14 protein-coding genes are annotated in these 15,198 nt (G+C 47.9%); 4 read left to right on the top strand and 10 right to left on the bottom strand.

Going from position 1 to position 15,198, the window contains the following annotated elements; translation table 11 throughout:
- Positions 1 to 6: 6 nt before the first annotated feature.
- From M1L66_RS12360 to M1L66_RS12340, 5 genes are read right to left on the bottom strand one after another with little or no spacing between them, the layout of a single operon-like run.
- Complete coding sequence (locus M1L66_RS12360) at positions 7 to 1,317, bottom strand: Gfo/Idh/MocA family protein (protein WP_434693271.1); 1,311 nt, start codon at positions 1,315 to 1,317, stop codon at positions 7 to 9.
- A complete protein-coding gene (locus M1L66_RS12355) occupies positions 1,318 to 2,622 on the bottom strand; it encodes a Gfo/Idh/MocA family protein (protein ID WP_434693269.1) in 1,305 nt (434 codons plus the stop codon). It lies immediately after the preceding gene.
- Positions 2,623 to 2,643: 21 nt separating this feature from the next.
- On the bottom strand, positions 2,644 to 3,117 hold the full coding sequence (locus tag M1L66_RS12350) for a hypothetical protein (RefSeq protein ID WP_434693266.1): 474 nt from the start codon (positions 3,115 to 3,117) through the stop codon (positions 2,644 to 2,646).
- A gap of 15 nt (positions 3,118 to 3,132) precedes the next feature.
- The gene (locus M1L66_RS12345; protein WP_434693264.1) at positions 3,133 to 3,624 is read right to left on the bottom strand and encodes an L-2-amino-thiazoline-4-carboxylic acid hydrolase; all 492 of its coding nucleotides are present in this window, start codon (positions 3,622 to 3,624) and stop codon (positions 3,133 to 3,135) included.
- Between the two features lie 15 nt (positions 3,625 to 3,639).
- Entirely contained in the window at positions 3,640 to 4,518 is an 879-nt protein-coding gene (locus M1L66_RS12340; RefSeq protein ID WP_434693261.1) for a hypothetical protein, read from the bottom strand.
- Between the two features lie 472 nt (positions 4,519 to 4,990).
- On the opposite strand from M1L66_RS12340, the gene M1L66_RS12335 reads away from it, so the two are divergent.
- Positions 4,991 to 5,920 carry an AraC family transcriptional regulator gene (locus M1L66_RS12335; RefSeq protein ID WP_434693259.1) on the top strand — a complete coding sequence of 310 codons (930 nt, stop codon included), beginning with the start codon at positions 4,991 to 4,993 and terminating at the stop codon, positions 5,918 to 5,920.
- A gap of 104 nt (positions 5,921 to 6,024) precedes the next feature.
- On the opposite strand, the gene M1L66_RS12330 is transcribed toward M1L66_RS12335, so the two are convergent.
- From M1L66_RS12330 to M1L66_RS12320, 3 genes are all read right to left on the bottom strand, one after another.
- The gene (locus M1L66_RS12330) at positions 6,025 to 7,692 is read right to left on the bottom strand and encodes a two-component system response regulator (protein ID WP_434693256.1); all 1,668 of its coding nucleotides are present in this window, start codon (positions 7,690 to 7,692) and stop codon (positions 6,025 to 6,027) included.
- 156 nt (positions 7,693 to 7,848) lie between these two features.
- Positions 7,849 to 10,275 (bottom strand): response regulator, encoded by a 2,427-nt coding sequence (locus tag M1L66_RS12325; RefSeq protein ID WP_434693254.1) that lies wholly within the window; start codon positions 10,273 to 10,275, stop codon positions 7,849 to 7,851.
- 327 nt (positions 10,276 to 10,602) lie between these two features.
- Complete coding sequence (locus tag M1L66_RS12320) at positions 10,603 to 11,265, bottom strand: cyclic nucleotide-binding domain-containing protein (protein ID WP_243270214.1); 663 nt, start codon at positions 11,263 to 11,265, stop codon at positions 10,603 to 10,605.
- Between the two features lie 191 nt (positions 11,266 to 11,456).
- Between M1L66_RS12320 and M1L66_RS12315 the strand changes: the two genes are divergently transcribed.
- Complete coding sequence (locus M1L66_RS12315) at positions 11,457 to 12,362, top strand: DMT family transporter (RefSeq protein WP_434693251.1); 906 nt, start codon at positions 11,457 to 11,459, stop codon at positions 12,360 to 12,362.
- Between the two features lie 61 nt (positions 12,363 to 12,423).
- On the opposite strand, the gene M1L66_RS12310 is transcribed toward M1L66_RS12315, so the two are convergent.
- Positions 12,424 to 12,876 carry a YaiI/YqxD family protein gene (locus M1L66_RS12310; RefSeq protein WP_187020980.1) on the bottom strand — a complete coding sequence of 151 codons (453 nt, stop codon included), beginning with the start codon at positions 12,874 to 12,876 and terminating at the stop codon, positions 12,424 to 12,426.
- Positions 12,877 to 12,931: 55 nt separating this feature from the next.
- On the bottom strand, positions 12,932 to 13,342 hold the full coding sequence (locus tag M1L66_RS12305) for a peptide deformylase (protein ID WP_434693248.1): 411 nt from the start codon (positions 13,340 to 13,342) through the stop codon (positions 12,932 to 12,934).
- Between the two features lie 335 nt (positions 13,343 to 13,677).
- Between M1L66_RS12305 and M1L66_RS12300 the strand changes: the two genes are divergently transcribed.
- Both M1L66_RS12300 and M1L66_RS12295 read left to right on the top strand, forming a co-directional pair.
- Positions 13,678 to 14,406 (top strand): ABC transporter ATP-binding protein, encoded by a 729-nt coding sequence (locus tag M1L66_RS12300; RefSeq protein WP_434693246.1) that lies wholly within the window; start codon positions 13,678 to 13,680, stop codon positions 14,404 to 14,406.
- Complete coding sequence (locus M1L66_RS12295; RefSeq protein WP_434693244.1) at positions 14,399 to 15,142, top strand: ABC transporter permease; 744 nt, start codon at positions 14,399 to 14,401, stop codon at positions 15,140 to 15,142. The genes M1L66_RS12300 and M1L66_RS12295 overlap by 8 nt, the downstream gene beginning before the upstream one ends.
- Positions 15,143 to 15,198: the final 56 nt, after the last annotated feature.

Below are 15,198 nucleotides of genomic sequence, written 5' to 3'. Positions count from 1 at the left end.
ATGATGTCACAGAGAGTGAAACCTGGACATATATTTTTCCAGTTCCACTGGTCTGCCGCTTAAGACACGCGATTCTTCCGCCGCGAGTGCCGCGTAATGGCTCTCCAGAGAACGTTCCAGGGTAGTCAGGGATGAGCTTGTCTCTCCGTTTTCCTTTATGAGATTAATAAGATCACGGATCAGGCGTTTGTCCCCTCCGCCATGGCCATATGGATCATATTCCATTGAAATTCCATCCAGCAGATCTTCGGCATGATACTTTATGGGTTTTTCGCCAAAGGGAAGCACTTTAATGTAATTCTCATCTAAATTTCCTTTTATTTCCCCCAGGGTTCCCATGACATCAATGCTGCGGGACCCTGCCGTAAATCCGCACATGGTAAGATCTGCTGTGGAGGAATCTTCCATCTCCATAATGACTACCTGGTGATCCACCACATTGTTGTCACAGTGGTAGACACAGCGTCCATAAGGCCCTTTTTCAATTGCCCTGCGCACCGTTTCCACCGTCGGTTCCAGTGTCAATACATCACATGGCCACTGATTGTTTCCCCTGGCTACTCCGGTGCGCTCGTTGTAAAGATATATCTTCTCCGCATCGTACGGACAGCCTTCTCTCACGCTGCAGTTTACGCAGTATTCGGCAGAGCCCTCTGGTGCATTTTCACTTTTAAAGACTTTCAGGGACCCAAAGGAAGAGACCTGTTTACAGCGTTTTCCGCTCAGCCACAGAAGCAGATCCAGGTCATGACAGCATTTTGCAAGAATCATAGGACTGGTCTCTTCGGAGCTTCTCCAGTTTCCGCGGACATAGCTGTGTGCCTGATGCCACCAGAGGACTGATTCCATGGCCTGTATGGACACTACGTCACCAATCGTCCCGGATTCAATTATCTCTTTTATTTTCTGGTAGAACGGAGTATAGCGAAGTACGTGGCACACGATTACCTGACGATTCGTCTCCCGCGATATTCTCAATAAATCTCCATACTCTTTTGCAAATGGGGAGACCGGTTTCTCGAGGAGCAGATGATACCCCTTTTTCATGGCCTCTACTGCCGGTTTAAAATGGTCTCTGTCCTGGGTACAGATAAACATCACATCAGCCAGGCGTTCTTTTTTCAGCATCTCCTCACCGGATGAGAAGCACTGTTTCTTTGGAATATGAAGTTCTTCTGCAAGCTCCGTGACACGTTCTGCTATTATATCCGCAATGGCAACGACTTCAATTTCATCCGAAAATTCCTGACAGCAGCGCGCATAATGACTGCCTCGCGCGCCTGCACCATAGATGGCGGCCTTTATTTTTCTATTCATTCAGCCCCCCCCATTTACAAACTTATCGAGCTCAACAACCGTTCCTCCATTTACCCTGGATTCTTCCGCTGCCAGTGCGACGAAATGGCTTTCCAGAGACTTTTCCAGCGTAGTCAGGGTTTTCCCCTGCACCGAATTTCCTTTTAGCAAATCGATCAAATCACGGATCAGATATTTATCCCCGCCGCCATGGCCGTACGGATCATATTCTATTTTTATACCGCCCGGCTGCTGTTTTGTGCTGCAGACCATTGGACTCTTCCCAAACGGTATGATTTCAAATGCCTCATCGGAAAAGATGCCTTTGATTTCTCCCTTTGTTCCCATAATATCAACCGTACGGGATCCCGTTGTAAACGCACACATATTTAAGTCTACAACCGCGCCGTCTTCCATTTCCATGGTTACCACCTGATGGTCCACCACATTGTTGCCGCAGTGATAGACACACCTGCCATACGGTCCGCTGCTGATTGCTTCTCTGATCGATTCCGGAGTTGGCTCCGGTACCAGTACGTCGCACGGCCACTGGTTATTGCCGTTTAATATTCCGGTTTTATCATTTTCCAGATAAATTTTCTCTGCATTGTAAGGGCAGTCTTCCCCTGCATTACAGCTGGTACAGCGTTCTCCGGCGCCTTCCGGTGCATTCTCTGATTTAAACCAGAATAAATTACCCATAGAAGTGACGCGGCTGCATTTTTTACCCATGAGCCACAGCAAAATATCAATATCATGACAGCATTTTTGAAGAATCATCGGACTGGTTTCATTGGAATTTCTCCAGTTTCCCCGGACAAAGCTGTGTGCCTGATGCCACCAGAGTACCGATTCCATAGCCTGTATGGACACGATCTCACCGATGATTCCGGTATCGACCGCTTTTTTAATCTCCTGATAAAAAGGCGTATAACGGAGTACGTGACAGACCAGAACCTTTGTTTTATGTTCTTCTGCTGCCGCAAGAAGCGCTCTCCATTCATCGGGGAATGGGGAAACCGGTTTTTCCAGAAGGATGTGGTACCCTTTTTTCATAGCCTTCATGGCCGGTTCAAAATGTTCTCTGTCCTGTGTGCAGATAAACACGGCATCGGCAAGACGCTCTTCTTTTAGAAGCGCCTCCCCGGATGCAAAGCAGCGTTCTGCCGGCAGATTGAATTCTGCTCGCATCTGCTCCACCCGTTCCGGTATCGGATCTGCCGCGGCAACAATCTCTATCTCTGCACTGAATTCCTTACAGCAGCGGGCATAGTGCCGCCCGCGGGCCCCCAGCCCTATGATTGCAATACTAATTTTTTTATCCATGTCATTCTCCCCAGCTGCATTCTATCCTCTGCTGACAGTCAGCACGGCGCAGCCGTACCCGGAATCCGAAGTCTCTAAAGTCTCACAGCGCAGTCCGTATGTCTCAAAAATTCCGCGAAAGACACAGAGATAAGCATCCGCTAATTCCCGTAAAAATAAGTCATCGTCTGTACAGCTCTGCGCCATCTGCATCATTGGATTGCTGCACAGCTCCAGTTTCATGGAATGGTCGTCCACAGACAGGATTCTCCCATCGTATGCTTTCACCATATCCGACTCACTGACCGCCGCTGCCAATTCCTTTAAATCATTGGTACGCGGATACAGTGCGTAAGCATCATAAGCGCCTGTTTTGGTAATTCCCTCCCGCAGTACGCTCCAGGGTATGTTGGCCGTGCGGGCTGCTTTCAGAAGATAAAACACCCACTTTCCAACATCCTGAAAGCCGTTCTTCATTTGCTCTGCCTGTTCTTCATCTATACAATATCTTTTCATACCATTGCCTCCCCATCAGCACTTTTTTACGCAGAAGTCGCAGTGATCATGGCCCGCACTTATGCGTCCGCCATCCAGTACAAGCTCCATATGTTCATATGTGGACAGGAGACCACGGTCTACCTCCATGGCAATATCGCATAAATTGGCAATCAAATCCTGATCGTCGGTTAGTTTTTGCCAAATACTACACATAGGACAGTAACCGAAGGATACGACTGCTTTCTCCTCGTCTATGGAGACCGGCTCAATCTGCATTGGTTCAGCGCTTCCCGGCGCTAAAAGTGCGCCTGCAAAATCCTTAACATTGTTATTGTCCGGAAAACCAGCTTTATTCGAGCGTCCCAATGCAAAGACTGCTTTTCTCCCCACTGTCTCATAATCAAAACCATGATCTTTCATAGCCTTAAGAATAAAGTAGAGCCACTGTCCCCTGTATTCTGCCGCCCGTCTGCTGGTTTCAACTGACGGATCATCATACATTTTCGCAGGTATATTGGTAATCATATGGCGTTCCTTTCTTTACAAAGTTCCGATTTCAATGGTCTGGCTGTACTCTTTTGTCTCGCCCGGTTCTGCCTTCTGTACTGCGCGCTTGCTCCACAGGGAATAATCGGAATCCGCGGAATCAGGGGCGCCGTACCATGGCTGTATACAGACGTAATCCGCATTACCAGGCTGTGCCCAGAATGCAGCTACCGGGGCTCCCTTTAGATAAACCCTGCTGTAATGGCCTGTAGGCAGTTCTTCAATCTGAATATAATCGGAAACGACATTTCCAAGCATGAAACTGTTCGGAAACTGCTCATGATCCAGCGTCAATACATCTTCCCCGTTCAGGAACGGAATTTCTTCCCCAGTGAGATTACCATTTTCATTGTGGCGTAAATGGACTGCATTTTCCTTTTTCTCAAACCGCAGCACGTAATCGGAGGCGGCATACTTCGTGTCAAACGGGCACATATAGCCGGTGTGGATACCGATACTGAACGGCATTTCTCTTTCCCCGGTGTTGGTAATACGCGCGGTCCAGGTTAATCTGTTATCCTGAATCCGGTATTCTGTTTCCATTTCAAAAGGCCATGGATACTGCTTTATCGTACTCTCGTCTGAATGGATCACGAATACCAGATGATCTTCACTCTGTTCTTTTAACTGATGCACGACTGTTTTTGCAAACCCATGAGGCGCTCCCTCATATGTGATCCCTTCCTCTATGAATTTCCCATCTTTCAAACAACCGATGTATGGAAATAACAGCGGAGACCTCTCATTCCAAACTTTTTCTCCCTGCCACAGTCTCGGCGCATTGCCGTCTTTCTTATCATAAATGTTCCATAACTGGGCGCCTTCGTCATTTACTTCCACTTTTAAAAAATCGTTTTCCATACTGTAAATCATAAGTTGTGTCCTCCTTCATAATAAAGCTTCCTTGCGTCGCTTACTTTTAGTTGTTATTATTTGTTCATGATGATTACCAGGCCCGTTTTCTCATCATTATTACCATTATTTCAGTGATATTTCCTTTATTATTGTACACATATTATACATCCAGTTGACTTTATAAGTATTTGTGTATTCAGTTTCACTATTTGTCAAAAAAGCTACTTCCGCCTGTCTTCTTGAAATACCCATTCACATTTTATAATTAACATTTATTAATTGTAATTTCGTCAAAAATGTGGTAAACTAACATCATAATCGGCATTTATTTAATGTCATGTTACCTGGCTAGTACAGCATTGTGTAAGTTTCGATGAATTATATGCTTGATATTTGCGTCAGGGGCGCGTCCGCGAAGCGACAGCGTAGTGGACCCTACGTCTAACAACGCTGTACTAGATTCGAATTTAAGAAAGAGGTGTTTCTGCTTATGAATAATATATATTCCGGCACAACACTGCCGATGGTTTTTCAAGTAGATAAAATATTTACCTTACACTATTTTGAATATAATAAATATTTCTTTTTTGATGGTGAGACACATGATTTCTGGGAATTGGTCTACATAGACAGCGGTACACTCGGAATCACCGCAGAAGATAATAAACTTTACTTAAAACAAGGGGAATGTTTTTTCCACAAACCAAATGAGTTTCATAATATTTGGACAGAAGATAAATTTGCCAGTTCCATTATAATCAGTTTTTCTTCTTCCTCTCCGTGCATGGAGTTCTTCCACTCGCTCACTCATACAGTAACCGCCAAGCAGCGTTATCTCATTCACGAAATACTTCAAATCGGGAAAGAAACCTACATGGGTCCGCTCGATGTCATGGAGATGGAAAAACTGATTCATTCCCCCGAAATTTCCTTTGGTTCTGAACAAATGATCAAAAATTTATTAGAGCAGCTTCTAATTGATATCATACGCGGAAAGAACAAACGGAATTGTTCTCCTGTCTTCCTGTTATCTGCGCCTACCGGACTTTTTAAGGACTCCCCTGCCCCCGTCATCATCTCCCCTCACCAGGAGTTAATTCAGTCGATCATTGGGATTCTGGAAGACAACTTATATCGGAGGTTATCGTTAGAAGACATTGCCGGAGAATTAAATTTTTCTCAGTCCTATATCAAAAATATCTTTAAAAAAGAGACCGGCTATACCATTATGCAGTTTTATTTTAAACTGAAAATTGATAAAGCAAGGCAGTTGATCAGCGAAGACCAGTATACCTTTACACAAATTTCCGATCTCCTGGGTTATGATTCCATTCATTCCTTTTCAAAAGCATTTAGAAAAGCCACAACGATGTCTCCGACTGAATATAAAGCGTCTGTCAAAAGCAGATCTTTGCTTTAGCAGGGCGTCAGTAACCGTTCAGCCTCTAAACCTTAAAAAGGCCCGCAAAAGCATATGCTCCTGCGGGTCTTTCCTCTGTATTTTTCTTCCTTTTAAACCGTTGTCTATACCGTCCCCTGCCCCCTCATCAGCCTTTCAAAATCTCCCACAGGCATCGGCTTTGCAAAATAGTACCCCTGCACATAATCGCATCCGGTTTCGCTCAGCCGGTCCAGCTGTTTCTTTGTCTCCACGCCCTCTGCCACCACACGCAGATGCATGCGGCGGGCAAGTTCCATAATAAACTGCAGCACGCCCTGATCCGTAGGTTTCGCAGTCTCGCTCTGGACAAACTTCATATCCAGCTTCAGGATATCGATCGGCATCTGATTCAGCATGTTCAGGGAGGAATATCCGCTTCCGAAATCATCCATTTCGATGATGAAGCCCAGTTCACGCAGATGCCCTACTGTCTCAATGATCTGACCCGGATCTTCCGTGTAGGCGCTTTCCGTGATCTCCAGATGGAGTCTGGAAGGCGTCAGGCCGTATTTGCTGACTGTGCGCATCATAATATCCGCAATATCCGCATGATAGATATCCGCACGGGATACATTGACAGAGACCGGAATGGGAGGATAACCTTCCTCGTCCCACTTGCGCAGATAAAAACAGGTCTTATCCCAGACAAACTGATCTAATTTTGTGATAAATCCATTTTTTTCAAACAACGGAATAAATTCCGCAGGCGACTGGAAGCCCCATTCCGGATGATTCCAGCGTACCAAAGCCTCGGCTCCCGCCATGGTTTCATCACATATCCTGTATTTCGGCTGGAGCCATACTAAGAACTGACCTTCCTCCAGAGCCGTTTCCATACTGTCTATAATAGCCTGCTGCCGCAGCAGCTCATCACGGAGTTTATCATCATAGGCAGCAAAATAGACGCCATACTGCCCCTTAATGCTGCGCGCAGCTAAAAGAGCACGGTCACACATCTGCTCCACTGTCACGTTCTGGTTCCCGACGGAATAAATGCCCCATTTCACCGCGACGTTTTTTGCATTCTGCAGCTGGTTAATCTCCTCATTGGCCTGGATAAACATCTGCTCCGTAAACTCGCTGTCAAATTCCAGCAGGCATGCAAAATGATCGGCAGCCAGGTGACCGCAGATCCCCCGTTCCCCAGCCTTTTTCCGGTACATGTCTGCGATTCCGCATAGAAGCCGGTCTCCGGCTGCCACACCGAATACGTCGTTAATCAGCTTGAAATTCTCGATATCCGAACAGATGATCGAATAGCGCTGTCCGGGATTCTGACGCAGAGCCTCCCTCGCGCGCTGATAAAAGAATTCCTTGCTGTATAAGCCGGTCAGCCGGTCATACTGAAACTGGTTAATCATGGCGGCTGTTTCCCGTAAATGGATGATACTTGCCACCCTGTGAAGTATAATCTGAGGCTTATATGGTTTCGCTACGTAATCCGTGGCTCCATGAGATAAGGCCGCCACCTCATCCGCTTCGCTGTCACTCTGTGTCGTGACAATCACGGGAATGGACGCCAGTGAGGGATCCTCCTTGGCAATAGAAAGGAACGTATATCCGTCCATGACAGGCATGGTAATATCCAGCAGTATCACGGAAATCTCATCCTTTTCTTTATCCAGAACATCGAGAGCCTGCTGTCCGTTTTCTGCTTCCAGAACTCTGTATTCTGACGAAAGCAGTTCGCTCAGCATCATACGATTGATTTCATTATCTTCCACAATCAGAATTGTTCGTTTTGCGGGCATATATTATTTCCTCTTTTCTTCCTGGCGGCTATAGGCAATTCATTTTATTATATCAAAAGAGCTTCCCCAGTACAAGTAATCTTCTCCAACATACAAAACTTTTGTAACCGTTCAGTTACAGTTCAGCCTCTGCACCATCCGGTCAACCGGCATTTCTTATGTGTGATCAGCCCTTATATATTCTGCTGCCTTCTCATAAAGCAGCTCCGGATCAATCGGCTTTGACAGATGGCCGTTCATCCCCGCAGCCTCTGCCTTTACGATATCTTCGTGAAACGCATCCGCCGTCATGGCAATTATCGGTATTGTTTTGGCTTTTTTATGCGTGGATTTGCGGATGGCTGCCGTTGCCTGGTATCCATCCATTACCGGCATCTGAACATCCATCAGGATCAGATCATAGGAGTCCCCTTCAGCCAGGAATTTGTCTACAGCGATCCTGCCGTTTGCCGCCCAGTCAACCGTAACCCCCATCATCTGCAGCAGTTCCACCGCGATCTCGCGGTTTAACTCATTATCCTCCGCCAGCAGCACATGATGGCCTGCCAGCTCCGGCCGATGGTTCTTCTCTGCCGGCGCACGCACCACTCTGTCAATTCCGGTTACGGAGAGGAGGGCGTTGTAAAGTGTGGAGGCAAAAACCGGCTTAGTCAGGAACATATCCACTCCTGCTTTCCTCGCATTCGTTTCTATATTCGTCCAGTCATAAGCAGTAATAATAATAATGGTCGTATCCTGGCCCACCTCTTCCCTCACTCTGCGGACCACCTCCACTCCATCCATATCCGGCATGTTTAAATCCACGAGACATACATCATAGTCCGTACCGTTCTTATGTGATTGACGGATCCGGTCTATACACTCCTGGCCGGTCAGCACCCAGTCTGATAGAATTCCCATTTTCTTCAGCAGAAGTGATGCATGGATACAGCTGTCCCGGTCGTCGTCCGTAATCAGTACCTTAAGCGACTCCAGCTCATGCTGTTTCTGCGGTAACATCCTGCTTTTATCCCGTGGTATGTCAAAATCCAGTTCTACGGTAAACACGGTTCCCTTCCCCACTTCACTTTTCACTGTAATGGTGCCGCCCATCAGCGTAACCAGATTTTTGGTAATCGGCATCCCCAGTCCGGTCCCCCCGAAAGTCTGCACTGCGCGGTTATCCTCCTGCTCAAAAGGCTCAAACAGGCGTTCCATAAATGGATCGCTCATACCAATGCCGGTATCGCTGACAGTAAAACGAAGACGCGTTTTGTCTTCCGTTCTCAGTAGCTGGCGGATTTCAAGCCTTACCGTACCGCCGGCAGGTGTAAATTTAAGCGCATTGGATAAAAGATTCAAAAGGATCTGGTTCAGCCTTAAAGAATCTCCAGTCATAACCGTAGTCGATAAGTCAATCAGTGGTACATTAAATATCAGTCCCTTTGCAGCCGCCTGGGGATAAATGATGGAAGAGATTGACTCCACCACCTGTTCAAGATCAAAATTCTCATGGGCAATCCTGATCTTGCCCTCGGAGATTTTCGACATATCCAGCACATCGTTGATCAGGGCCATCAAATGCTTGGAGGAATAGCCAATCTTTTCCAGGCAGTCCTCTACCCGTCTCTGATCGTCAATGTAGGCCGCCGCGATGGTTGTCATCCCCAGTATCGCATTCATGGGGGTGCGGATCTCATGACTCATACGGGACAGAAAATCCGTCTTTGCCTGATTCGCATGTTCCGCAACTGCCAGCGCATCCTTTAATGCTTCCGTCTGTTCAGTCAGCTTCATCTGCATTTCCCGCAGTTCCGTCACATCGGTGATATCAATAAAGATAGCGAGATAAACCGGGCAGCCGTCCTGCCATTCTATACAGGTGGCATTCACCTGAAGCCGCATATTCTGGCCATTCCGGGATTCTGCGGATAACACAAAGTAGACAGGCGCTCCTTTCAGAATCTCTTCCCGTTTTCCGGAGATAATACCCATGTTATTCTCTATGTTGCGCTGATACAGTGGATTATCCTCGCCTCCTTCGCCAAAATACTCGACAAAGCGGGAATTGGCAAAAAGGAGCGTCAGGTTCATCTCCGCGTCGATGCGGTATTTTGCAACAAAACCGGGCAGACTCTCGTACGTCACGGACTGCTCCTTCTGCATCTTTACTACATTATCAATATTGGTCATGACTGAATATGCCACCTGATATCCGTTTATGTATTCATCGGCAAACTGGGTGGTCAAATGCACCCAGACATAATCGCCGTTTTTCTTTCGCATCCGCGTAACCAGCTGATACCCGCTTTCGTGTGCGTTCAGCGCCGCCATAACGGTATCCGCGAGCTCCGCCCACAGCATCTGGTCATTCTTATAATACAGGTCGGGGCGGTTATGAAAGACTGCTTCATATTCCTCTTTGGGCCAGCCAATCAGATCGTAATAAAACTCGTTGGCCCAGACCAGCGTAAAACTTTCATCCAGCAGATGTTTGCTCACACTGACCTTCAGCAGACGCATCAGTGTGTTATACTCATAATCGGCAGTCATAGTCTCCTGACTTCCGCTCTCAGCAGCACTCACTCTTTCCTGTTCTGTCATCACCAGATTCCTCCCTAATTCTCCTCATGATTGCTCCTCAGTCAGTATGCGGAATAATCCTGATTTTTGCCGCCTGGATGCATTCCCGGCAATTCGCAGGCCGGCATCCTTGTCCATAATAGCTTCTTTCATCTTAACATAAAATATATAAAAACTCAACGGACATATGAGAATACGCTGGCATTGAATGGAAGAGCTTCGGATTTCACCTCCGATACGGCTGCTGTTGACCAATCTGGAGACATCATAACATTACAAATATACAGCTATTCTTTACACAAAAAGACGAGGCCCGCTTTGCATCCATCAAAACAGGTCCCGTTTTTCTTATACTCTCTGATAAAGCTCAGCAGCCGTATGGGAACGCCGTGCCAGCTCCTCTTGATTCATAATGTAATATCCGCTCTCCCTCTTTTCCAGTATCCCCTCATCGCAGAGCTGCCCCAGCAGCCGGAACATATGACGATAGCTCATTCCTATGGAGCAGGAGACATCCATCAGCGTATCGCGGAAGAGGCCCCTGTGCGAATTCTGAAGAATGTAGGCGCAAAGCCGCTGCTCGCCGGTGCATAACGCGGTCGATGTGAAATTGTCCGAACTGGTAGTCAGCTTTTCTGCCAGCTCCGTTCCCAGTTTATTCAAGAGCACAAGATTCGTTTTCAGTTCTGCCAGGCAGTTCTGATAGGAGACCGCAATGCACTCAAAATCCGTGACCGCCTTCACGGAACAGGTGGCACTTAGCTGTCTTGTCATCAGTTCGACCTCGCCGATCAAACCACGGGAAATGTTGTAGCACAGGATCAGGCTCTTGCCGTTCGGTGCTGTGCGGCAGACCTTCGCATTTCCGTCGACGACAATCGACAGCCAGCTGATAGGCTGCCCCTCATGCAGCACCTCTTCTCCTGCCGAAAACCGCAGACAGCAGCAAGCGTTCAACGGAATATTCTGCAGGCCGTATTCTGCCAGACAGGCAGCATGTTCTTTTCTCAATGGAAGCCTTTTCAAATCGATTACCTCGCTTAACCTAGTACAGCATTGCATAATTCACCGGAACTTATGCAACGCTGTACTAGCTATGGTCTTATTATTTATTATAACAGAAACCGGAAAAAATACCATGACAAATGTCCTACATGGTACGACGGATATTCTGTTATCCTCATATCAGGAGGTGAACTGTCATGTATCAGCTTTTAGCCCTTATCAATGGTATTATTCTGTCCGTGATGATTTCCGTAAATGGAAATCTGTCCGTTCAGTACAGTGCGTTCACGGCTGCCGCGATTATCCATGCGGTCGGTTCTTTGTTTGCGCTGCTGCTCTGCGCTTCACAGAAAAACAGAAAGCCGGTCTGGACTCACAGGCCCAAATGGATTTATCTCGGCGGTGCAATCGGTGTTTTTACAACGGTATTTCAAAATCTGGCCTTCACCTATATCAGCATCACGAGCGTGATCGCCCTGGGACTTCTGGGACAGACAGTTACGTCCCTGGTGATCGACAGTTCCGGATTGTTCGGTATGGAAAAAAGGCCGCTTCCCCGGTATGCGTTTATCGGCCTGGGGTTATCGGTGTTCGGTATCATTGTGATGCTGGATACCTCTGTCACGACGGCGGCGCTGGGGGCTGCCATCTCCTTCGCATCCGGTATTTCCATGGTGCTGTCCCGGACCGCTAACGCGCGGCTGGCCGAGAAAACCGGGGCGCTGCAGGGATCGCTGGTGAATCATCTGGTGGGACTTCCGATTACGGTAATTCTCGCCTTTTCCGTGGCCGCAGCAAGCGGAACCTCCGCAGCCGCTTCCGCGGGAGGCAGCTTCCGCCCCTGGATTTACTTCGGCGGTGCTCTCGGCGTCGTGGTGGTAATGCTCTTAAATATCACGGTTCCGAAGATACCGGGATTTCAGCTGACGCTTCTCGTCTTCGTCGGCCAGGTCTTCACCGGAATCCTGTTGGATACCGTGGCCGGCAGCTATCAGACCGGCGCCACGCTCTGGGGCGGCATGATCATCGCGGCCGGAATCGCAGTCAATATGATCCTGGAGCGGGTTTTTGCGGCTTCTAAAAAGACACCGTACAGCAGCTAATATCCGGCTGCTGCGCGGTGTCTTTTCAATTCCGGCTGCGTTTTGGCCTTTCAATCCAGTCTCAACAGTTGTGCAGCACCACTTCAATCAACTTGCAGAGCGACTCCTGAAACCGCTCGTCGTCTTCTACCGTCCTCTTTGCCGGACCCTTCAGATGGTGCTTCCCCTTTCCCATACGGGCCTTCTTGGCCAGATGGCGTTCCATCAGCATCTGGTCGATGTTTTCGTTGGTATACCACTTTCCGCTTTGATGGATTCCATGTGCTCCCTTCCCCAGAATCATGGCCGCCACTCCATAGTCCTGAGTTACCACGATATCCCCTTTGCCACACTGATTCACCAGCGCGAAATCCACGGCATCCGCACCCGCTCCGATGACCTTTATCTCGCTGTAGGAAGACTGAAGCACATGGTTGGTATCGCATAAGAGCACCACCGGAATCTCATAGCGCTCCGCCGTCTGTTCCACAATTCTCACTACCGGACATGCGTCCGCATCTACTAATATTTTCATTCTTTTATCTCGCTGACTGTTTCCTAAAACATGGTTGACCGGATGCACTGTAATGCTAGATGATTATTCCATTTAAATGGTCGCACTCATGCTGAATGATCTGCGCGATCCATCCGGAATATTTCTGGCGGTGCTTACAAAAATGAATGTCCTGATACTCCACTTCGATCTCCTGGTACCGGATAGTCCTGCGGACTCCCTCCAGCGACAGACAGCCCTCTTCCGTCTCATAGGGACCTGTCTTTTTGACAATCACCGGGTTAAGCATGGCTGCGTTCACCATTCCCATCTGAACGGCAATCACATTCTTTCTGACACCGATCATGTTGGCCGCCATGCCCACGCAGTGGTCGGTATTCGCCTGCAGTGTGTCCAGTAAATCCTGTACTGTCCCCAAGTCATCCTTTGTCGCCGGCTCCGATTTCTGTATCAGAAAAAAAACATCTCTCACAACGGTTCTTACCATATTGATTCGCTCTCCTAAGTTTTGATTACTGACATCTCTAAAAGTGTACCGCAGAATGGCATATCCGTAAAGAGGATAATACTCTTTGTAAAGATATTTCCTCTGTAAAGGTCAGAAACCACAACGGTATCGGCCTGACCGGCCGCCTGCCTGTCAACTTCCTTATGCTGTGCTGCTTCCTCGAAGCGGAGTTGTCTTAGATGGAATAACTTAGCTGGAATAAAGATGATATTTCATAAAATCAAAAAAATGAAGTAAAAAGAAACCCTCCATTTACCCACCAACCTGTATCTGTGTGCTATTCTCTTCTCACAACAACGAGAGGAGAAAATGGTATGAAAACAACAATTCAGGTATCCGGTCTTTCAAAGTCATACGGTGCGCTGCATGTTATCAAGAATCTTGATTTAACGGTATCCAAAGGTGAAGTTTACGGCCTTCTCGGCACTAACGGCGCGGGAAAAAGCACGGCGATCGAGTGCATGCTGGGCACAAAAAAAGCCGATGCCGGCAGTATTTCCATTCTGGGAATGAGTCCGCAAAAGGACCGCAGGAACTTATTTCAGCAGGTTGGCGTGCAGTTTCAGGAGGCCAATTATCCTGACAAGATCAGGGTGAGCGAGCTGTGCGAGGAAACAGCCTGCCTCTACAACTGTCCGGCCGACTACACAAAACTGTTAAAGCAGTTCGGACTCCAGGAAAAAGAAAAGAATTTCGTCAGCGAGCTGTCCGGCGGCCAGAAACAGAGGCTGTTTATCGTTCTGGCATTAATCCCCGATCCCCAGGTGGTATTCTTAGATGAACTGACCACCGGCCTTGACACCAAGGCAAGAAGGAGTGTGTGGAAGAGCCTTCAGGAGCTGAAAGACAGAGGGCTCACAATCTTCTTAACCTCGCACTTCATGGATGAGGTGGAAGAGCTCTGCGACAGAATCGGTATCTTAAAAGACGGAGCATTCGCATTCTGCGGAACAACAGCAGAAGCGGTTGCGTTAAGCCCGGGCAATACGCTGGAAGAGGCGTATCTGTGGTTTACGGGAGAGGAGGCTGACGGAGATGAATAAATTTCTTACAATGCTGAAAACCGAGTTAAAACTCTCCTTCCGTGGAATGGACATGATCATATTCGCCGTCTGCATGCCCGTGGTCGTGGTTATACTGCTCGGGATTATTTACGGCGGAAAACCGGCTTTTGACGGCGCGGACTATACTTTTCTGGAACAATCCTTCGGCGCAGTCTCCACAATCGCAGTCTGCGCGGGCGGCGTCATGGGGCTGCCTCTGGTAATCTCCGACTACCGGCAGAAGAAAATCCTCAAACGCTTTAAAATCACACCGTCCAGCCCCGTACTTTTACTGTCGGTTCAGGTGGCCATTTACATGATCTATTCCCTGATCGCACTGGTGCTGATCTATCTGGTGTCTGTGCTGTTATTCGGCATGAAGCTGCAGGGAGCCTTCCTACCGTTTATGGGCGCCTTTTTCCTTGTCATGATATCCATGTTCAGTATTGGAATGCTGGTAGGCGGCGTATCTCCTAATACAAAAATCGCAAGCGTTCTTGCAAGCTTACTCTATTTCCCAATGCTGATCTTTTCCGGCGCCACACTTCCGTATGAGGTGATGCCCGCCATGCTGCAAAAACTCGCGGACCTGCTGCCGCTGACTCAGGGAATTAAGCTGCTGAAGGCTGCATCCCTGGGCCTGCCGGCGGAAAATGTGATGGCTTCCCTTGCCGTCATGGCGGTGATCACGGTCGTCTGCGGCGGAATTTCTATTCGATTTTTCAAATGGGAATGACAGATGGAGTAAAAAAAATGGTTGAGCGCATAGGCTCAACCATTTTTTTACTCACG

It is taken from the genome of Hungatella sp. SB206 (assembly GCF_051132295.1).
GTDB classification, from domain to species: domain Bacteria; phylum Bacillota; class Clostridia; order Lachnospirales; family Lachnospiraceae; genus Hungatella; species Hungatella effluvii.
The sequence above is the reverse complement of the archived record's forward strand: the minus strand, read 5'-3'. Positions and strand labels throughout refer to the sequence as shown.